Origin of the sequence: Trinickia acidisoli, from assembly GCF_017315725.1 — a bacterium.
Lineage (GTDB): Bacteria > Pseudomonadota > Gammaproteobacteria > Burkholderiales > Burkholderiaceae > Trinickia > Trinickia acidisoli.
On record NZ_JAFLRG010000001.1, the window covers coordinates 1,867,199 to 1,887,714 of the forward strand.

General features: G+C 60.3%; 16 protein-coding genes and 2 pseudogenes. 9 read left to right on the forward strand and 9 right to left on the reverse strand.

Annotated features, from left to right (window positions below):
• Positions 1–139 precede the first annotated feature (139 nt).
• Both J3485_RS08580 and J3485_RS08585 read left to right on the forward strand, forming a co-directional pair.
• Positions 140–517, forward strand: a complete 378-nt coding sequence (locus J3485_RS08580) for a hypothetical protein (RefSeq protein ID WP_242538524.1) — start codon at positions 140–142, stop codon at positions 515–517.
• A 7-nt stretch (positions 518–524) separates the two neighbouring features.
• Positions 525–1,268, forward strand: a complete 744-nt coding sequence (locus J3485_RS08585) for a toxin (protein ID WP_206952068.1) — start codon at positions 525–527, stop codon at positions 1,266–1,268.
• Between the two features lie 111 nt (positions 1,269–1,379).
• On the opposite strand, the gene J3485_RS08590 is transcribed toward J3485_RS08585, so the two are convergent.
• Genes J3485_RS08590 through J3485_RS08610 form a run of 5 tightly spaced genes read right to left on the reverse strand, consistent with a single transcriptional unit; the run spans position 1,380 to position 9,859 of the window.
• On the reverse strand, positions 1,380–3,149 hold the full coding sequence (locus J3485_RS08590; protein WP_206952069.1) for a hypothetical protein: 1,770 nt from the start codon (positions 3,147–3,149) through the stop codon (positions 1,380–1,382).
• 27 nt (positions 3,150–3,176) lie between these two features.
• Positions 3,177–4,382, reverse strand: a complete 1,206-nt coding sequence (locus tag J3485_RS08595) for a Wadjet anti-phage system protein JetD domain-containing protein (protein WP_206952070.1) — start codon at positions 4,380–4,382, stop codon at positions 3,177–3,179.
• Positions 4,379–7,750, reverse strand: coding sequence for an ATP-binding protein (locus J3485_RS08600; RefSeq protein WP_206952071.1), 3,372 nt, complete (start codon positions 7,748–7,750; stop codon positions 4,379–4,381). The genes J3485_RS08595 and J3485_RS08600 overlap by 4 nt, the downstream gene beginning before the upstream one ends.
• Positions 7,743–8,396 carry a DUF4194 domain-containing protein gene (locus tag J3485_RS08605; RefSeq protein ID WP_206952072.1) on the reverse strand — a complete coding sequence of 218 codons (654 nt, stop codon included), beginning with the start codon at positions 8,394–8,396 and terminating at the stop codon, positions 7,743–7,745. The genes J3485_RS08600 and J3485_RS08605 overlap by 8 nt, the downstream gene beginning before the upstream one ends.
• Before the next feature lie 2 nt (positions 8,397–8,398).
• The gene (locus J3485_RS08610; protein WP_206955719.1) at positions 8,399–9,859 is read right to left on the reverse strand and encodes a DUF3375 domain-containing protein; all 1,461 of its coding nucleotides are present in this window, start codon (positions 9,857–9,859) and stop codon (positions 8,399–8,401) included.
• Between the two features lie 237 nt (positions 9,860–10,096).
• On the opposite strand from J3485_RS08610, the pseudogene J3485_RS08615 reads away from it, so the two are divergent.
• From J3485_RS08615 to J3485_RS08630, 4 genes and pseudogenes are all read left to right on the forward strand, one after another.
• Positions 10,097–10,540, forward strand: a pseudogene (locus tag J3485_RS08615) (RraA family protein); the annotation flags it as partial.
• Positions 10,536–11,030 (forward strand): annotated as a pseudogene (locus tag J3485_RS08620) (amidohydrolase family protein); the annotation flags it as partial. The pseudogenes J3485_RS08615 and J3485_RS08620, both read left to right, overlap by 5 nt.
• 516 nt (positions 11,031–11,546) lie before the next feature.
• Positions 11,547–12,359, forward strand: a complete 813-nt coding sequence (locus J3485_RS08625; RefSeq protein WP_309476993.1) for a hypothetical protein — start codon at positions 11,547–11,549, stop codon at positions 12,357–12,359.
• Positions 12,360–12,478: 119 nt separating this feature from the next.
• Positions 12,479–13,213, forward strand: coding sequence for a GntR family transcriptional regulator (locus J3485_RS08630; protein WP_206952074.1), 735 nt, complete (start codon positions 12,479–12,481; stop codon positions 13,211–13,213).
• A gap of 26 nt (positions 13,214–13,239) precedes the next feature.
• On the opposite strand, the gene J3485_RS08635 is transcribed toward J3485_RS08630, so the two are convergent.
• Both J3485_RS08635 and J3485_RS29410 read right to left on the reverse strand, forming a co-directional pair.
• On the reverse strand, positions 13,240–14,004 hold the full coding sequence (locus J3485_RS08635) for an SDR family NAD(P)-dependent oxidoreductase (RefSeq protein WP_206952075.1): 765 nt from the start codon (positions 14,002–14,004) through the stop codon (positions 13,240–13,242).
• Positions 14,005–14,015: 11 nt separating this feature from the next.
• Complete coding sequence (locus J3485_RS29410) at positions 14,016–14,954, reverse strand: NAD(P)-dependent oxidoreductase (protein ID WP_309477038.1); 939 nt, start codon at positions 14,952–14,954, stop codon at positions 14,016–14,018.
• 445 nt (positions 14,955–15,399) lie between these two features.
• Between J3485_RS29410 and J3485_RS08645 the strand changes: the two genes are divergently transcribed.
• Entirely contained in the window at positions 15,400–16,539 is a 1,140-nt protein-coding gene (locus tag J3485_RS08645) for a branched-chain amino acid ABC transporter substrate-binding protein (protein ID WP_374192437.1), read from the forward strand.
• Between the two features lie 96 nt (positions 16,540–16,635).
• Positions 16,636–17,823 (forward strand): alanine racemase, encoded by a 1,188-nt coding sequence (alr, locus tag J3485_RS08650; RefSeq protein WP_206952078.1) that lies wholly within the window; start codon positions 16,636–16,638, stop codon positions 17,821–17,823.
• 122 nt (positions 17,824–17,945) lie between these two features.
• Here alr and J3485_RS29540 read toward each other — a convergent pair whose 3' ends face one another.
• Together J3485_RS29540 and J3485_RS08660 are read right to left on the reverse strand one after the other, a co-directional pair.
• Positions 17,946–18,365 carry a winged helix-turn-helix transcriptional regulator gene (locus J3485_RS29540; RefSeq protein ID WP_374192438.1) on the reverse strand — a complete coding sequence of 140 codons (420 nt, stop codon included), beginning with the start codon at positions 18,363–18,365 and terminating at the stop codon, positions 17,946–17,948.
• Between the two features lie 3 nt (positions 18,366–18,368).
• The gene (locus J3485_RS08660; protein WP_242538525.1) at positions 18,369–19,571 is read right to left on the reverse strand and encodes a serine hydrolase domain-containing protein; all 1,203 of its coding nucleotides are present in this window, start codon (positions 19,569–19,571) and stop codon (positions 18,369–18,371) included.
• A gap of 405 nt (positions 19,572–19,976) precedes the next feature.
• On the opposite strand from J3485_RS08660, the gene J3485_RS08665 reads away from it, so the two are divergent.
• The gene (locus tag J3485_RS08665) at positions 19,977–20,369 is read left to right on the forward strand and encodes a nuclear transport factor 2 family protein (protein ID WP_206952081.1); all 393 of its coding nucleotides are present in this window, start codon (positions 19,977–19,979) and stop codon (positions 20,367–20,369) included.
• Positions 20,370–20,516 lie beyond the last annotated feature (147 nt).

Genomic DNA, 20,516 nt, shown 5'->3' on the forward strand with positions numbered 1-20,516 from the left:
CGTCCCTGGGTTTAGATCGTGGGCTGCGGGGGCGTGTTCGGAGGGGCCCGGTTTCCGTGGTGACGCTGTACAATAAGGCGTTCGGGAACGTGCGTCGGAGATCGCTGTGCCAAAGTCCAGCCAAACGAGAACTTCTGTCGTGAGACGGGGCGGCAAGAAGCCGGCAGCCAATAGTTTTGCTATCAAGGCCGTACCGGCAAAGGGCAAACAATCGGTGGCGCGGCGTCCGGCGAAGGCGGAAGCGAAGCTGACGGTGACGTTTGGCGAAGTATCGGTGTTGGTTACGCAACCTACAGAAGAGGCGGTCCAGAAGGGCGTCAAAGCTAGCGTGAAGGTCATCAGGGATCTCGGCAAGCGTTTGCTGACGCCGGGCGTTGAGATCAAGCAGGCTAAGAACATTCCCGTGTTTACAGCTGATCCGCAGAATCCCAATCGAGTGATCCGGCGACTGAATGGCAAGTCGGAAGTGGGACACTTCGTGCGCGGCGAGTTCAGGGCAGATGCAGTAGCCGCATAAGCGACAGATGGCAAAAACAAGAACGATCAATCAGTCCGTCGCTGACATCACCGCTCGCGCAAGAAAATCAGGAAAACCTCTGGCGATCATCGTCGCCGGGCACAACGGCTCAGGGAAGTCGACCATGTGGTATGACCATCTGGTTGATGACATCAGAATTCCCCTCGTTAATGCTGACCGGATGATGCTCTCTATCCTTCCCGAGCCCGGGAGCGATGACCGTCTACGGCCGTGGGCTCAGAAGCTCCGGGATACTGACGAGATGTGGATGGCCGTCGCGCAAAAGGGCGTCCAGAGCTTTGTCGCACAGGCAATGGCCAAGAAAGTCCCATTTGCAATGGAAACGGTATTTTCGTACTGGGAGCCTCGTGACGACGGGACCTTTGCCAGCAAGATCGATCTAATCCAAAACCTGCAAGGCGAGGGTTACTTTGTTTTGCTGCTCTTTGTAGGGCTGACCAATTCGGCTCTTTCTGTTGGGCGGGTCCTCACGCGTAAAGCGCAAGGTGGCCATGATGTCGCCTACCGGAAACTTCAAGCGCGGTTTCCGCGCACTCAGCATGCGATTCGGCACGCGCTATCCGTAGCAGACGCAGTCGTGCTGATCGACAACAGCCGTGACCCAGGTCGGGCGTTCACGCCATGTTACGTGAGTGCCGGCCAAGATGTACTCTACGACATCAGGATCGCCGACAGTCCGCCGATCGAAATCACGGCTTGGATGAACGTTGTGGCGCCGCGCGCTATCTGACGTCGCAAGCGCGGCACCGATCGGATTTGCCAGATGGCGTTCGAAAGAGGCCGGTGGTATCAATGGCGCTCTCCGAAAACGGTTGACGGCCAGCGCCGTGCCGACAAGGCCTCAAACTGTCACGCCGAGCCCCAGCTTGCGAACAACATTCCGGAATTTTTCTTCATGCTCGAGCTTGACGACAAGTTGTCGCTTGCCAGCCCGCAGACAGAGACCGGCGGTTGCCTTCTCCTCAACAATCATCGACGCGATTTCCTCATTCTCGCAATCAATCAGTAGCGCGGTTCCCAAGACTTTCAGCGCTTTACCTCGCTTCTCGGTGGTCCTGATAAAGGATTCCACTGTTTCTGGCAACGGCTGATCTAATCGTGTTTGAAGATACACTCGGAGTTCGGCGATGTCGCGGCCTTTCTCAATGGCTTCCACGGCCTTTTGACGATCCAGTCGCCAACTTTTGTCTGTCAGTTCCTCAGCCCACGTCGCCAGTGTCAGCGATTCGTCTATCGACAATCTTCCGTCTACGATTTTCACCTGTAGGCTGGGCAAAACCGAAAGCTTGACGCTCGGCGGGACTCGGGCAGGCACATACTCGTCATTCAATCCGAGGCAATATGCACCCAGCGGGGTGACGCGGAAGTAAGTCAAGCCATCGTAGCGGCTCAGAAATTCCAGTTCATCAGTTCCCCACATTTGGCGGTAGTCGTGACGCGCCCCGGACGGTTCGATGTACGCGACGTCGATGATGCCGAGAACGGCCGCGTACTCGAAGAGAAGACAGAGCAGATATCGAAACTGCAGAATCGACCAATCGTGATAGCCGCTATGGCCCAAATTGCCGTAGTTCGCCTCACAGATATAGAGGCTCCACGGATCGTGTGTAACCTCGAACGTATGGCCGGCCGCCTCCATGAATCGGGAAAGGTCGTCGACGTTTATCCACGATCCGATTGGGCAGATCCGCAGCATTTCATTGACTACGGAGCGACGCGGCGCGACCGCCGTCATTACGCGCCCCTTAGATTTCTGCCCTTTGATGGCGTCGATGCGGCTGAACTCATCGAAGAGAGTGAACCTCAGCCACTTGCTCCAGATTGCCCTCAATACATTGGCTGGGACGGATGCCAGCGCTTTTCGGCCCGCATCGCTCAAAGCGAGCTTGTTGCCGTTTTGTTGTACCAAGCCGGCTGCCTTGAGCAGCAGCGGCCACGAGAACGCCTTGATCGGGCCGATCTCCGACGCGCGCTGACCTTGTTCGCTTGGTGGAACATCGAAATCGCCATCGGTGAGATGATCAGTCAGCAAGCGCAGTGTAGCGGTGTTAGGCAGCGATGTCTTATCGCTCACTTGAATCTTGCCCTGTTCTATCAAACGCAGCAGAACGGGCAGATCGATCATCGCATCGTGCTCGTTACACCTCACCGTCAGCCGTCGTTCGCCGGCCTTCTCTGGAAGCGTTGCGAGGGGACTCAACCTGACGGGTAGCGGCTCTCGCACGAAGCCTCGGAGTCGCTCGCGCAGATCGAACGGCAAGCGGTAACGTCCGGCCTCGTAATACAAAAATAGGCCTAATGCCGTCGGCCGCCCAGAGTAGGAATGCCGTCGGCCGCCCTCGCTAACGGTGAAATCGGGCAATCGCCCGTATTTTGCTCGAAACCGCTTTCCATCAAAGAGGCTGTCCGAGGCATATGCGGTCTCCGCTACAGCCATACGTTGGATATCATCCAGACGATCCCACAGCGTGCGCAGCCCGTCATCGTCGAGCCTTTTCAAAATCTGTCCGATCAGGACGTCTTTTTTGCCGGTGAGAGAGGTGTCGGGCAGCCAGTGCATCAGCGATTTCAACTGGTTGATGGTGAGGCGTTCGAGCGCGTCGTTCAGCATGTCGATGGGTGAAATTGAGTGGGTTTTTCAGAACGGCTTCGCGGCAGGCAAGGCGCAAGAGTGCTCCTCGAGTGCCGCTCTGACCCAACCGAATCCCACACGCTCCTGCTCGAGTCGCAGCCCGTGGCGGATTCGGTTGTCGCGCAGGTCGTCGAAGAGGCCTCGCTCTTTTGCCGTGAGCCGCGGCAAATCGCGCGTGACCTGATTGCCTTCTTCTCCCCAGAACGCTTCGTGCGCTATCAGCGTCGCACAATCCATCAGGAACGACCCGACGTGCGGGAAGCGCCCGCGCAATTGGTCGAGAATGGCGAAGCCATGTGTGTCGATGTCGCCCCAGTAATGAAGCGCGCAATCCGTGAGCCATTGCGCCGCCTGCAGTGATTCCCAACCGTAGCCCGCCCCGAAGAGCACTATTGATTGCGGGACATCCGGGAATGCCAGGAAATTTGTCTCGTTTTCGGTAATGAAGACATGCCGGCATGGCAGGGCGAGGCGCGCGAAGCTGTCCGCGTCGAGCGCAATGTCCGGGCGCACCACACCAGGCAGTACAACGAGCTGCTCGTCGAGAATGCGAAATCGGATACGGGACGGCTTTTCTCGAAAGCCGTAGCGGGCGGCGAATTGTGCGGTGCCGGTCCGGTTGCCGTCGATCGCTTCCGGCGGTAGCACGAGATCGAGCCACTGCGCGAGCACGCCACGCCGCGCTTCGATGAACTTCGTGTCCACCAACGGGATTTCCGCCTGTCGCAGATAGAGCCCAGGCCGCGGGTGCACCTGCATCCAATCGACGACGGCAAGCAACCGTTCCCAGTCGTCAGCGAGTTCGAGCGCTTGCAACGGGCGTTGCGCGAGCCATGCGACGAGCCGCGGCTGACGCGCGCGAGTGACCTCCAGCAACTGCTCGAAGCGAGCGGTCTCGCGGCGTTTGCCCGTAAGCGCGAGCGCGTCGTCCAGGCTGTCTACCCAAGCGGCCTGTGGCACGCGCTGTATTCCGAGAATGCGATGATTGATCTCACGCCATTCAATGCGCACGCGCGGTGCGGTGGTGAGCGCTGCGATCCAGCCGCGCGTAGCTTCGAAATGCTCAGCCAGTTCCGCCGAACTCGGTCCCTTCAACGTGAGCCGCAGCGGAAAGGTATCGTCATGACCGCAGGCGAGACCGCGCAGCCACTCACCGCGCTCCCAAAGGATCTGAAGGCGGTTACGCAGATCGGCCGGCGTCGTCCAACTCATCGTTCCAACTCCGCCTTGCGCGTGCGGTACTCCTCGATCGACAGATTGCGCAACTTCGAGGCGCGTCCGCCTTCGTTATGAACGAATCCGACATTTGAAACGAATGGCTCGATGATATGAATCTTCTGAAGCGGCGTGACGATCAGCAGTTGTAGGTTGAGCTTCTGAAACAATCTCAGCCCGTACTGCGCCGACTCGTCCGAGCCGCGGCCAAAGGCTTCGTCGATGACGACGAACCGGAACGATCGCGAACGCACGGCGCCCCATTCGAGGCCGAACTGATAGGCCAGGCTCGCCGCGAGGATCGTGTAGGCGAGCTTCTCCTTTTGCCCGCCCGATTTGCCTCCCGAGTCGGAGTAGTGCTCGAATTCGCTGTCATCCTCGCGCCAGCGCTCGCTCGCTGCGAAAAGGAACCAGTTGCGCACGTCGGACACCTTCGCGCTCCAGCGTCGGTCTTGCTCCGTCAATCCTTCGCGCCCTCGGAAGCGGTCGATGATGCGCTTCACTTGCAGAAACTTTGCCTCTGAGTATTGGCTATCGTCCGAGCCCGTCAGTTCCCCTTCGGTGCAGGCTCGCAAATCGCCCTGGAAATCGCGGATCTCGGTGTCGAGGCTCGGCTGAGTCTCGAGGACGATGTAGCGGCCCGCGCTGTAATCGATCTGCCTCAGCGATTCGTTGATGCGGGCGATTCGCTCCTTGATCGTTTCGCGCTCGCGCGCGAGTTGGGCGTGAAAATTCGCGATTTCGTTGATGGTGTTGACGTTGAGCAACTCCTTGAAGCGTGCTTCGAAGCGCGGCAAGTCGTCGGCTTGGAGCCGAGCGAGTATCTCGCGATATTCGGACGCGGCTTCGAGACTCGCGTCGAAATCGGCGGTCTCGAGTTTGTAGGCGTCCTTGAAGGCCGCCATGGCCTTGACGATTTTCTCGGCAAGGCGGCCGTGCGTCTTCGTTTCATTGTCGATGCGCGTGGTCAGCGCCTCGCGTACGTCGCGCTCTCGGTTATCGCACGATTCCACGGAAAGCTGGTGCTCGCCGAGGATTTCATCACGTAACGCTTCGATGCGCACGGCAAGCTCGACGTCTACTTGCACGGCCACTGCGCACGTTTCATCGTGCAACGTCTCCGCCGCCTCGCGCTTGGCGCATATGCCGCCGAGCTCGGAGTCGGTTTCCGAGATCGCCGCTTCGTTCGCTTTCAACGCTGCTTGAGCGGCTTCCAATTGCGCTGTCAGCTCCGCTAGAGCGTCGCTGGCCGCTTCGAGACGGGCCTTTTCGTCTGCCAGACGCGCGACGGCCCTGGCGCAGGTTGGCCAGTCGATATCGCGGAAGTCGACGAACTCGCCAAGGCGCGCGAGCGCTTCGAGTTGCTCGCGTAACTGAGCGTGCTCACGCTGGGCCACTCCGAGCTTCTGCCCGATCTCGCCGAGACGAACTTCGAGCGCTCGCTGTTGCGCCTCGAGCGCCACGATCTTGGCTGTGTTGCTCCAGCCGAGCACATAGCGGCTACGGTCGTCGAGTGCATGGCGGTCGTCCTTTTCGTGTCGCTCGCCGGGGGCCTTGGTTTGCCCCGCCTGCGTGATCGCACGCGTTTCGCGGCGGAATTGTTCTTGCGTCGCGCAGCAGGCGTAGTCGAAGCGTCGGCTGATTTCACGCTCAAGCCATGCATAGAACGGCGAGTCAGGCTTGACCGCGAGCTTGTGCGTCAGTGACTCGCGGTGCATCTCGAGCGCTTCGGTCGCCCCCGGCAGCCGCTGAGAGCGTACGCGGAAGTAGACGAGTCGCCCTCGCAAATGTGTGCGATCGACCCACGCGGCGACCTCTGCATAGTGCTCGTCGCGCACGAGCAGCGACAGGCCAAAATTTCGCAGCACGCGTTCGGCGGCGCCCTCCCAATCACGCGCGTCCTCGCGCACCTGAATGAGCTCGCCCGCGAACGGCAGTGCGTCTTCCTCGAGGCCGAGCGCAGCGCATAGGCTTGCGCGCATCATCACCTGTTCCTTCGGGATGTTGTTGCGCCGAAGTTTCAGGCTCGCGATTTCATCCTCGAGCGCGTCACGTTGGGCTTTGCTATCGCGAAACGCCACGCTCCATTCGGTGATCGCATTTTGCTTGCACGCCTCCTCATCGGCGAGCAAGCTGCGTCGCTCGGCGAGTCGCTGACGCTGCGAAGCGAATGCTGCTTCGTCGGTGGCTGGCGTCTCGTCGACCCTCGAGACAAGCGCAGAATACCGATCGGCGCGCTCGCGGCGGCGTGTACGTTCGCGTTCGAGCTCGCGGATCTCGGCCTCGAGCCGCTCGATCCGGTCACCGCCTTGCTCCGCTATCGCACGCCGTAGGTTGTCGACTTGCTGGCGAGCGTGGTCGCGCGCCTCTTCGTGCCGAGCCTTACGCGCCATGGCGCGCGCGTGCTCTTCGCTCAGCAGTTGAAAGCGCCGGTCGATGAGGCCGAGCTTGAGCCCGGCGAAGTACGGTTTCAACGCTTCGCGGCAGGCACGCCAGCCTTCGAGCACTTGCCCTTGCTCGACATGACGGTCGCAGTCGGCCACAAGCGGCGTCAGCAGCTCCACTTGGCGCTTGGCCTTGAGCACCGCTTCATGCGCGCGGCTCAGATCATCGAAATGGGTGATCAGTGCGCCGATCCGCGGTGCCACATCGAATGGTTCGAGCATGTGGCTGCGTACGAAGTCGGTCAGATTGCCGACCGATTTCATTGACACTGTCTGATGAAATAGTTCGAGCGCTTGTTCGTTATCGATCCCGAAGCGCCGTCGAAACCAGGCGCTGTACTTTGGAAAACTATCTTCGATCTCAGCGCCGAGCGCGCGCAGCTTCTTGCGCAGTTGGGCGATGTCCGTGCCGAAACGTGAAAAATCAGCGGCGATCGACAGGTCGCGTTCTGCGCATACGAAAAAGCGCGCGGGCTGGCTCTGTGTGTCTTTCATCCAGAACACTTGCGCGAGCGTAACGGTCGCGTCGTATCCGGCGTTGCGAAAGACGCCGAGGATCACTGAATAGCTGTTGTGGTCGCGCAAGCTGACAGGTTTGGCGGTTCCCGTCACTTCGTTACGTTCTGACTTGTAGTGGCCGAGTACGTACGAACGCAGCGTGCGCTCCTTGCTATCGGCACCGGCCGCCTTGTTGTAGGCGATGCGTTGCGTGGGCACGATGAGCGTCGTGATCGCATCGACGAGCGTCGACTTGCCGGAGCCGATGTCTCCTGTCAGTAGACCGTTGTGCCCGTCTGTACGCAGCGTCCAGACGCGTTCGTCGAAAGTGCCCCAGTTGAACACTTCGAGCCGCTCGAGGCGAAAACCCGTCAGGGTGTCGTCGGCAGTGAAGTCGAGGCCGAGTGTACGTGGTTCATTCATCGCGATGTCCCTGTTGCCCCGAAGCCGCTGCGCCATCGATCTGCGCCCGGTAATCGGCAAGCCGCGCGTCGAAGTCCAGGAGCCATTGCGCGTCGACGAAAGCCTTGAGGATGCGCCGCACTTCGAACGTGGGTGGGCCGCTCGTCGTCTTCATCCGTCGCAGGAAGCCAAGCTCGACGATTTTGTTGATCTGCGCCTCGATCTGGTCGACGAGTCGCGCTTCGTTGCTGCTTTCAGGAAGGAACACGCGGACGAGTTCGACGATTTCTTCGCAGGTGAGGACTAGCCGAGTGTCACCGCCGCCGGCGTCCGATTCGGCGAGCTTTTTTCGCAGCAGAGCAAGCAGCAGGCTCACTGCGAACGAGAGTTGGCGCCGAACGACGAGACGCGGCCGCTTGGGCGTATCGTCTTCGTCGTCGCCGTTGCGCTCGGGGCGGCTTTTGAGGAAAGCATAGCCTTCCGCTTCGTCGAGCACTAGCTCCAGGCCGAGCACGGCGACATAGTCGCGCACATGGGCCTGCAGTTCGAGCAGCGAGCCCCATAGGTGCTCGTTTCCCTCGCGATACACGACGCCCTTGAGCAGCGTGATCGCCAATGTCGACAAGTCCGGTCGATCGAGCGACGGCGCTTGTTCTTCTTCTGCCATCCTTACCTCGTAAAAATCACGCGCGGCATCCGCGCGCGCTTGGTCGTTGCTGTCCCGTCCGCATCGCTCATCTGCCATTCGATCGTATCCGATACGGTTTCGTCGATAGCTGCGCGAAACGACTCTGCCTCGGCGCTTAGCTGTAGATAGGCAACCAGTTCGGCCAGCCCGTGCTCGAGCGGCTGCAACGCCGCCAGCTCGGCGAGCGTCACTTGCTGCCGATCCTGCAGGCAGCGACGAATGTGCCCCGCTAGGCGCGCGCGATCGACGACGATCTGCACGTAGAGCGCCGAGGGGTCGAGATCCGCATCGCCGGCTTCGAGGGCGACGTTGGCGATGACGGGGCGCAGCACCGGGACATGGAGCGGACGCTCCATCGGCAACTCGATATCGGCCGACGCGGTTTCGATCTCCGTTATCGTCCCGGCCGGACGCATGTCTCGCAGCGCGAGCGCCTTGGCCTCTATCCCGCGCAGAATATCCATGATCCGGCGATTTTCGAGCCAGGCTTGATCGTCGAGGAACCGCCGCAACTGTTGCGAGAGCTGCGCGACCGTGCGCTGCGTGTGTTCGCCGGCCTCGAGCCAATCGTAGTGGATGCGTTGCGTGCGTGCGTCCGGAGTCATAGTCGCAACGGCGGGGAGGGCGAGCACGCGCGCGAGCCGCTCCGAAAGTTCTTCTTGACGCCGACTCGACATCAGAAAGTCCCAGAACGCCCGGAAGCTGCTGCCTTGATCGGAATCGGCGATTGCATCGCGCTCGCCCATGATTTCTTCGATGAGCGCGCCCTTCGAACCCTCCCAGAGTGCAATTCGCTCGCGCACGCGCCGGTCCAGCAGTCTGAAATTCTGCTCCACTTCACGGAAGTCCGTTAGGAGATCGCGCGCCATCTGCATGAATTGCTGAAAGCGGTCCTTGAGCCCAGCGTCATCGAGTAGCCGAACGTCGCCCGCCTCGACGCGGGCGATCTCTTCGTCGAGTTGCGTGCGCCGCGTGCGTAACTCGGCAAGGCGCTTTTCCGGGTCCGCCTCGCTGCCTTCGCTCATCTGCCGCAGCAGTTCGAAAAGCGTCAGCAGCCGCGACTCGGTGCCTACGAAGCTGCGCTCCATGAGCGTACCGAGCCACGCAATGGCTTTCTCGGCAGCGGGCGTCAGGTCGAACTGCGGTTCGTCGGAACCTTGGCTATAGAACTTGCGTAGCCATCCCTTTTCCGGGCTGGCCCAATCGTTCAGATATTCGAGCGCGCGCTTCGGGAACACGCCATCGCCGAGCTGCTCGCGCAACGCGTAAAGCTCGTCCTCGAGCGCTTCGGCAAGAAGCGGAGCTGCCATCACGCGGACATTTGGCGCGACGAACACGCGATGTAGGAAGCTGACGGCGAGCGGTGCGTGGTCGGAACGCAATAGGCGCCAAGCGGGGTGACGCGCGCGCAGCGCGTCGAGGGTGGTGTAGTCGAGAGACATCGGTACGAGCTGACGGGCGTGGCACCCTTGGGCGATCGCCGGGTGAGGCACGAAAGGCCATTATCCTACCGCAATGAGGTTGGGTGCGCGTTTCGGGCCCTGTCACCGTTCATATCGGACATCAGGTCGGCCTAGCACCTGTATCTGCTTGCGCCGACGAATCCTTGGGCCTTTGCGCTCACGAGTCTCGTGCATAGGTTCGCGCGACGACGCTTTGAAAACGTACAGGAGTTTGGGATGAGTAATACGTCAACCGCATCCGGCTTGATCAAGCGCAACATCGAAAGGGTCTCTGCTGAGTTGGTGCGAAAGGCTTCGACCTTTCAGGCTGCCATCCTCGCGGATGTCGCGGGTCGCCGCGGTACCTTGAGCGGCCGCATTGCAGGATTGTCGTTGGCCATGAAGGTAGCCGGGCCTGCCATTACGGTCGAAGTTCGGCCGGGCGACAATCTCGCTATTCATGCCGCGCTGGCGATTGCGCAGCCCGGCGATGTCATCGTCGTCGACGGCAAAGGAGACCTGACCTGCGCGCTGGTCGCAGAGATTATGTCGACGCAAGCAAAGGCGATCGGTGTAGCGGGGTGGGTGATCGATGGGGCCGTCAGAGACTCTCACGAACTCGCCGCGGGAGACTTCCCCGTGTTTGCCGCGGGTCGAAACCCCTGCGGCCCAACCTCAACTCGATGAACTCGTTGACCTTGCGATTTCCGCTCCTGACGTCGCGATCGTGATCGACCATTTCGGCGGTCCGGTCGGTGTGGGTCCGTATGCGGGACGCCGGCTTGGCGTGCATCGGGACTGGTGTCAGGCAATGACGCGTCTTGCCGAGTTGCCGAACACGTATGTCAAGCTCGGCGGCGCAGGTATGCCCGTTTTCGGCTTTCGCTTCGCGGACGAAGCTGTGCCTCCTAGCTCGCACGAACTGGCTGACGCGTGGCGTCCCTATTTCGATACCTGCCTCGAACTCTTTGGAGCGAGGCGTTGCATGTTCGAAAGCAACTTTCCCGTTGATAAAGGGATGTTCAGCTACAAGGTGTTGTGGAACGCTTTCAAGCGTTTGGCAGCCTCCGGGTCGTGTGACGAAAAGGCGGCGCTTTTCGCCGAAACCGCTCGCCGCGTTTATCGGCTTAGCGAAGCGGGCGGACGGGTGCTCGCGAGCCCTAGCCGGTGACCGCCTCCCACTTCTTAAAGTTAAGTGCCGGCTCGAGACATTCCTGCGATCTTGGCCAACGCATCGAGGGACCAGCTCTTGCCGTAATCGACGTGCATGGCCTCCATCGCTTTCGATAGCTGCGGATAGGACAAGGCAACGAGCCAATTCCCATCGTTCTTTGTCGACGTAAGATAGATGCGTAACGTGTAACGTCTGCAAGAGAATGATGGGCGCGAGGTAGCTCATCATCAGAGCGCGGCCTGTATTCCGTCCGGGAAATTCCGCGCGAATCGGAGCGGATAGCCCTGACCCTGGCCGGTCGTGGCATACGCGCAACGACTGTGCGACTGCCGCGCTCGGTTCATGGCGCGGGAGAGACTCACGGCTTTGTTCCGCGATTGATGGCGCTGGCCGGACATTGATCAGAACTACGCTGCGTAAGGATTGGTTCGCACCGGTTTAATATCTGTCAGCGACCCTTGAGCCTGGAGCACAAAGCGGTCGCAGCAGATTGCCGCTGATGGAAACAAGGAAGTGGACAACGATTGCAACAACGGCGACGACGAACGAGGTACGCCGGAGCCTCTCAAGCGAGTCATGAACGGTATCAGACAGATCGCCGCCGCTTTCACGAGCATTGCCGTGCTTTTCGGAGTGAGTGCCTGCGTGGCCCCCTCCGCCGTACCGCGTCCGCAAGCGAACATTTCCGCTCCGCTTTCCATCGCCGAGGACGGACCATGCTGCGGGCCGATTACGCCTGAAGCCCAGCACGTTCTGGATGTGCTGGATAGCTCGAACGTGGAGCGGCTGTGGCAGAAAAGTACGCACGTTGCTTGGGATACCGGCGAGCCGGATATGTCGCCGAGCGACGAGGCAGTATTCGCCAGGATAGATCGCCGTGACACGCATTGCGCTGCGTTCGCTGCCGCGATGGGGAAGCGGCTCGGCGTGTACATGCTGCGCCCGCCGCGCCACAAGGCCTCGTTTCTGGCGACGGCGCAAACTGAGTGGTTCGCCAGCGGTGCGGGACGCAATGTCGGCTGGTGGCCGGTCGATGGCCCCGAACAGGCTCAGGCGCTTGCCAATTCCGGCAGGCTCGTAGTCGTTGCTTATCCGTCTCCCGACCCGCACCGCCCCGGACACATTGCAGTGGTGCGTCCCGACGACAAGCGCACGCTGAAGCAGATTCGGGAAAGCGGGCCGGAAATCACGCAGGCGGGCGGCCACAATTATTTGGAGACTACGGTCAAGCGTGGGTTTAGCTTCCATCCTGGCGCATGGCCCAACGGCGTCAAATATTTCGCCCATGATCTTCCAGATCAACTGCCGCCGCAGTCGTCCGATTGACGAGCGCGAGGATCATTGCGCCGCATTGTGGCTGAGGCTGTGGCTGCGGCCGATGACCCCAACCCCACGCAGTTGGTGTACTCTGAGAGATCATTGACGTAGTTGGGTGAGATCATACCGTGACGAAGGCAACGAAGGTTTCCGGTCGAAGTACGCGTGTCGTTAAATCGGAGAGCCCGAAACCGGAAGGTTTGCAGGGGCAGTCTGCCTATGAAAAATTGCGCGAGGCGATTCTCGACTGCGATCTGAAACCTGGCGAATCCGTTTCTCAGCCCGATCTGATGGAGCGATTCGACCTGCGCGCGGCCGCGGTGCGGTATGGGTTGACCCGGCTGGCCCAAGAGGAATGGGTGAGCGTGCTACCGAAGAAAGGCTGGATCATTGCCCCAATCACGTTGCAGGACGTCGATGAAGTGTTTCGGCTGCGCTTGGAGCTGGAGCCGGCCTGCGTGCGGTGGGTCGCCGGCCGCATCGACACCAAGCAGCTCGAGGCCATGGAGCGGCTGTGTCGCCAGGCATACGCACCGGGCAACCACAAGAGCGAAAAGCGCTTTCTGCGTGCGAATCGCGACCTGCACCTCGCGCTCGTGGATGCCGCGGCAAACAAGCGGCTGTCGCGCATCATGCGCGACCTGCACGACGAAGCGCTGCGTATGTTTCACGTGTGCCTTCGGCTCAGCGACCAAACGACGGTATGGCAGCATCAGCACCACGACCTGATCGAAGCCATCCGGTGCGGCGACGGCGTTGCGGCGGAAAAAATCATGCGCGAGCAGATTGACGACGGGCGTCGGTTCGTCATGAACGCATTCATGCGCAGCCCCATTGTCGCGTCTGTCAATCTGTCGGTCTAAAGGCACGGTGATCGCCTTTAGGTGACCTAGGTGAGCGCGAGCGATCCGTTATCGAGCGTGAGGGTCTCGCCGTTTATGAAAGACGCCTCATCGCTTGCCAGGAACAGGACGGCCGCTGCCACCTCGTCCGGTTCAGCCAGCCTGCCTTGCGACGCATAGACATCGTCGATCGTGAAGGGGAAGCCCAGGCGCCCGAACGCCTCGATCTCCGTGAGTCCGTGGGCCGTCCGGATGAATCCGGGGCACACGGCATTGCACCGTAAGCCGTGACTGCGATATTCAACTGCGATAGCGCGCGTGAGTTGAACGCACGCGCCCTTGGTCGTGCAGTACGCGGATTCAAGCGGAGATGCCGTCAGACTGGAGACGGACGCCATGTTGACGATGGAGCCCTTGCCGCGCGCGACCATGCGGGGGATGACCGCGCGCATCGTATGGACCATCGTCATCACGTTGACGAACCACAATTCCTGCCAATCCTCGTCGCCCGTCGAGACAAAGGGCTTCACCACCACCTTCCCGGCGTTGTTATAGAGTACGTCGGGCTCACCGCCCCAGTGCGCGGCGGATTCGATGGCGCGCACCGTGTCGGCGCCATCGGTTGCGTTCACGGCAAAGAAGCGCGCCTCGCCGCCGTCGTCGTTGATGGTTTGGGCAACTTGCTCGCCCAATGCGGCGGACCGACCCAGCACACTCACACGCGCGCCTTCGCGCGCGAATGCCTGTGCCGAGGCCTGTCCGACCCCCGACGTGCCGCCCACCACGATCACATGACGTCCTTCGAATCGCATCTCACTGCCTCTTACGCGTTGACTTCATGTGACCGCAAACCGGCGAACTCGAGCGAGAGATTGGCGGCATCCGCCAAATCCCGTCCGCCTCGACCCATACCGCGCAGCATCTGATAGATCTGCAACGCGAGGCCGTTCAGGGGCATCGAGACCTTGTGTTTGCGCGCGAGGTCTTCGCAGAGCCGGAGGTCCTTGTATTGCAGATCGACGGAGAATCCCGGCTCGAAGTCGCCGCGCTGGATGCGCGGGGCGAAGTAGTTGAACAGCCAGTAGCTGTTCGCGTCGGTATGGCGGAACGTCTCGAGCAACGTCTCGGTGCTGATTCCGGCTGCCGTACCGAGCGCGAACGCCTCGGCTGCCACCAGATTGTGAAGCCCGGAGATGTAATTGCTGATCAGCTTCACGATAGCGCCCGTACCTGCCGGCCCCAGATGCAGGGGATGCTGGCCCAGCAGTCGCATCAAGGGAAGCGCAGCCTCGAACGCCTCTTGCTCGCCGCCCGCCATGAACGTCACGTTGCCGTTACGTGCGCCGTCCGTGCCTGCGCTTAGCGGTTCCCCGCCACTCACGGGCGCCTCCAGGTACAGCAAGCCCTTTGCCTGGGTGCTGCGCTCGATTTCCTGTGCGGTCTCGGGATCGATCGTACTCAGATCGAGAATGACCGAACCTTCCCGGGCACTGGCCACGATGCCGCCTGCGCCCAGGTGCGCTTCCCGAGCCGCAGTCGGCTCGGGCAACGAGACGAGGATGTAGTCGGCGTTGCGCACCGCTTCGTCGATCGAGTGAGCCGGGCGGGCACCCAACTGCGCGACAAAAGCGAGGCGGGCGGGGTCCCGATCGAATACGGTCAGCACCACACCCGCGGCAGCTAGGTGCTGGGCATAGATCGAGCCGATTGCTCCGACTCCGATTTGTGCAACGTTCTTACCCTTCATTTCGTTCTCCTTGATTGATTTCGCTTGGAAGCAGGCTCTCCCTCACAGCAAAAAGTATAGGTTCCAAAAAACGCTAAGGTCGATCATGGTATACTCTAGTAATATCTTATATATTGAGTTATAAGATCTTACAGAATTTTGAGATGCTCTGCGAAATTACAAGGAAATTTGGCCAATGCATGCGAACTATCACCATCGTCGAATGATGAGTTCGACACGGTCAGATATCTACTTTTTTGTTGATGTGATCTTATAGTTCATAGGTGAGATCACACATTTCGCCGCTGCCCGGAGCCCACGGAGACCCGCAAGGCACCGTGTCGTACGACATGGATCGCGAGGTGTGCAGCATGAACGTTGAGTGAATCAGAACGATTCAACCGGGCTATGCCCGGCAATCTAATCAAGGAGACGACAAGTGAAATATGCCACTCGCAAACACCCTCTTTTCGCGGGACTCATAGGCGCGCTGTTGTGCAGCGTCATCGTCGGAAGTCATGCGCAAACACCGCCGGCGAGCCCCGCTGTGAGGGGAGCAAGAACGGTGACGATAGGTAACGCCGGACCGTTGACGGGCGGACTGGCGCATTTTGGCAAGGACGACGAAAACGGCGCGCTTCTGGCCATCGAGGAGATCAACAAGACTGGATTGACCATAGGCGGTCAGCGCATCACGCTAGTGTTGGATTCCCAGGACGATGCGGGTGATCCGAAAACCGGCACCGAGGTGGCCCAGCGGCTCGTCGATGACGGTGTAGTCGCCGTGGTGGGACACTTCAATTCCGGCGTCTCCATTCCTGCCTCGCGAATCTACAGTGAAGCCGGCGTTGCTCAGATTTCGCCGTCGTCGACCAATCCCGACTATACGTTGCAGGGATTCAAAACAACCTTCCGCCTCGTGGCAACCGATGCCGCGCAGAGTCCCGCGCTTGCCGCCTATGCGGTCAAGCGTATGGGCATCAAACGCGTGGCTGTCGTGGACGATGCTACGCAGGCCGGCAAGGGGCAGGCAGACGAATTCGAGAAGACGGCAAGGGCCGATGGCGTAGCCATCGTGGCACGGGAGGCCACGGCTGCCACGTCCACCGATTTCAAAGCCATTCTCACCAAGATCAAGGCTTCGCGGCCTGACGCCATTTACTTCGGCGGCATGGACCAGGGCGCCGGTCCGTTTGCGAAGCAGGCCTCGGAATTGGGCCTTACCGCCAAAATTCTCGGACCCGACGGGATCTGTACCGAACAGTTAGCCGAACTCGCGGGAGAAGCTGCGCGGAACGTAACGTGCTCGGAAGCCGGTATGCCGCTCTCAAAAATGAGTCAGGGCGCAGCCTTCAACGCGAAGTATCAAGCGCGCTTCGGTCAGCCCGTGGTCCTCTATGCGCCATTCACGTACGACGCCGTGCATATCATCGTGGAGGCCATGAAGCACGCGAATTCGCTGGACCCGGCGAAGATACTCGCCGCCATTCACAACACGGACTATGTCGGTGTGACGGGGCACGTCGTGTTCGATGCGAAGGGGGATATCAAAGAACCGACCATCTCCATCTTCGATTTCGAACACAGCAAGAAAACCCTATTGGATGTCGTCAAGCTTTAAGGCAATCGCGTTGCTTGGGGCGTGTGGATGCACGGTACCTGAGTCGCAACGTCCCGACCTAACCCGCCCCTGAAGCGAAACTGCGAGGAGATCCGCATGGCCGCCGCACCACGCGCCGCTGAAATATCGATTGAATACTCGCACTCCACGGCTGCACCGGAGCGCACTTGCCCGGCATGGGCGGAGATCGACCTCGATGCGCTAGCCCGCAACTACGACCGCTTGAAAGGGTTGGTCGGAGCCGACCGACAAATCATCGTGCCGGTCAAGGCGAACGGATACGGTCACGGTGCGACCGCTGTCGCGCAATGTTTGGCAGGACGCGGCGCCTATGCCGTTGAGACGGCGTCGCTGACCGAGGCGCTGGCAATCCGCGAATCGGGAAATCCCGTGAGAATCGTCGCCTATCCGGGAAACCTCGCAGCCGACGTGCGCACCCTCCTGCGGAACGACATCACACCCACGGTGGTGGATCTGCTCGGTGCACAGATCGTATCGAGGGCGGCGCTGCGATCGACTGCAATACATGTGAAGGTCGACGCGGGGCTAGGGCGGCTAGGTTTGCCGCTCGATCTAGCCGAAGACATCATCATGAAAATGAGTGCGCTGCCCAACGTGACAATCGAGGGTCTCTACACGCACGTGCCTTTTTCCGACATGGGCCACGCGGTCTGGGCGGAATCTCGCGTCCGTGCGTTTGAAGCGCTGGTTCAAAGGCTCCTGCGACGTGGCCTGAAATTGCATGTCACGCAGGCACGAGCGAGCTCTCACGTGGTGGCGAACATCGGCGACAGTCTGACCGCGGTGTGCGCGGGCCACTTCCTATACGGCTTGCGGCCTTTCTCGTCCCACGAGACGATCGATTTCCCCGCGGAATCCGTCCTGCGCGCGATAAGAGCTCGCCTTATCCAAGTGCGGTCGACGGCAAGTGACGAAACACGGCGCGATGGCAATCCGTATGGGGGCAATTATCAGGGCGTCGGGCGAACCGGCGTCCTTCAGATTGGGCGAGCCAATGGCATCCGGCGCCCAATCCGGGACGAAGTCGCCCACGTTCTCGTTGCTGGCCGCTTCGCACGCATTATCTCGGTCAGCTTGGAATATACCGTCATTGATCTGACAGGCCATCCGGACGTTTCGCCGGGAGATGTCGCAACGTTGCTGGGCGAAGATAGCGGAGCCGCGCTTCATCTCGAGCGCGTGGCAAAGCATGAGGAGGGCTCGCCACTAGATTTCTGTATCGGGTTGCGCGACCTCGAGTTCTGGTATCGGGGAGGCAAGTGATATGGACATTCTCATTCAGCAGACTTTCAGGTGCTGCGTGGGATCGGCAGTCTCGACGATCCGAAGGCGCAGGCTGCATATCTGGGTGAATGGCCGCGTTGCGCCCCCTCCGTCAGCGAAGCTTAGCTTTTACGATGCTCCGTTTCGCCCGCGACATTGACGGGCCGAACGATACAATCAGCGATCTCATCGAGTTCGTCCAACGCGCGAGCATGCCGAGTGCCCCAGTCGCACAGTGCCAACATGATGGGCTCCAGACTCACACCGAGCGCAGTGGCGGAATAGTCGACGCGTGGGGATATTCGATAATGCGGTGGCGTTGATGGTACAGGGGTTGACGGCTCTTCACGCCGTGAGGCGGACCGATCCGGCGGGTAAGACTGCGCTGGTGCTTGCCGCCGCGGGGGGCGTCGGTTCTTTTCTCGTTCAACTGGTAATGCGCTGATCGGTGGGCGGTATTCTCTCGGCGAGGTTTCGGCGGCGCACCGTGCGATCGGGGCGCGCGAAACCCTTGGAAAGGTTGTCCTACCGCCGTGCCCCAGAGGCTATTGCACACCGTAGACAGCCTTTCGCACGCTATCTGGGAAGTCTCCGACAGTTCCTGCCACGGCGGTATTCGTCAGTACGACAACCGACAGTTTCGCTAGCGGATCGACCCAGAAGTGGGTGCCGTACACGCCTCCCCATTGCCATGTACCCGCATTGGACGGCGAGTGCGCTGCGTTGGGATCCCGCAGCACTGCGACGCCCAGGCCCCAGCCAACTCCCGGACCGGCCAGCGGTACGGCAAGGTCGCCGATCGCGTTGCTCGTCAGTGCACGTGCCGTCTCCCGTCGCAACACCGGGTCGCCGCCGTTGCGAATCGCTTCGAGCAGGACCAGGTAGTCGCTTGCAGTGCCTGTCATGCCGGCGCCGCCGGATGGGAATGCGTGCTTGTCGAATGCACGTTCGGGTGAGTACACGATAGCGCTGTTACCGAATGGCAATGCATAGCGTTTGGTCATCCGGATAGGCGGATTGCCGTCGGCATACGGGGTAGCGACACGGGAAGCGTCATCGACTACGAACGCGGTGTCGCGCATTTTCAATGGCCCCGTAACCGTGCGATCGACAACCTCGGGCAGGTTTGCACCTCCCGCCTTGGCTATGATCGCGCCGAGCACGTCCATGGACAGCGAGTACTGCCAATGTGTGCCGGGTGCAGACAGCAAGGGGGCTTGAGCGAGGCGGCGTAGGTTGGCGTCGAGCGATATGCCTGAACTGTCGAGCCCGTCTGAGATATGCAGTCGGTGGTAGGGGCCATTGGCGGATTCCAAAAAGCCATAGTTGAGCCCCGAGGTGTGTGTCATCAATTCACGCACGGTGATGGCCGGCGAAACGCCGTCCGCCAATTTGGGCCGAAAATACGGTAGCCAGCGAGTGACCGGATCGTCCAGCGACAAACGGCCGGCCTCCACGAGCGCCAACGCAGCGACGGATACGATGAGCTTGGTCATCGATGCGAGCCGGAACTGCGTATCCTCCCGCACAGGAATACCGGCCTCGCGATCGGCAAAACCCACTGCCCGTTGGTATATCAGCCTGCCGCCGCGCGCAACGAATGCCACCGCACCGACGATTTGCTGTTCAGCTATCGCTTGATCCATCACCAGGTCCAACCTGGCACGCAGCGCCGTATCGTTATCGACATCGGCGCTAGCGACGTTCGGAAGCCATGTCAGCGGAGAGAGAAGGCCGAGCCGGCCCAAGATGGAGACGAATGCTCTTCTTTTCATGTCCGATTCTCTGTCTAAAAGTGAGGCTTGGAATACGTGATGACCGGGACAACGTCCAAGCCTTTGTATCCGATTAAATTCGGGTTGAGGAAGTCGGTTTCTATTCTGGGATACAGCATAGAAAGTGATAAAGCAGGCAATCTTTCTTAGTGTGCTGAATGGAGTTCAGCAATGGGCGCTGAACGGGCCGACCTAGCGCATAGCCTTTGGTCGATTGCACGGGACGGTAGCCGTCCGTTGCGAAGGATCATCTTCAAAGCGGCACGTTCGAACAGGCGATCGGACACGCTATATTCTTGGCAGAACCCGTTCACGGCCCCTGTTGCTCGGCGACGATTGGCGCGATCAACAGATTTCATAGGACGATCGCGACCGCGTATGGAACCCACTCGAATAACAGAAGATCGGCTCATCGCTATCCAAGACGAATTGTCGGCTCGAGAGCCGATCTTTCATCGGCCTGAGTTCGGTGCGAGCCGCGCCGCCCTCGAGTCGATGACGGCCACCGAGTTCTGGGAGGTCGGCGCGTCTGGACATCGCTACAGCAGAGCATACGTCCTCGACATTCTTGAGGATCGGTATGCCAACCCAATGGACGAAGTCTGGAAGACGGGAGACTTCTTCTGCCAGGAAATTGCGCCTGATACCTATCTGTTGACCTATACGCTGTTCCAGGAATCCAGCGTCACCCGTCGCGCAACGCTTTGGCGACGCTCGCCTGCGGGTTGGAAGATCGTCTACCACCAAGGAACGATCGTTCAATCCCCCTAGGGTGCCGGATGTTTGGAGGGCCCGACGCCGGCGAACCCACCTAACCACGTCTCAGGGCGTTGCCGCAGCAGAGACAGCGCTCAACCGAGAACTCAACTTTTGTTCAGTAAATTAAAGTTGGCTCATCGATGCATCCTCTGTGGACCT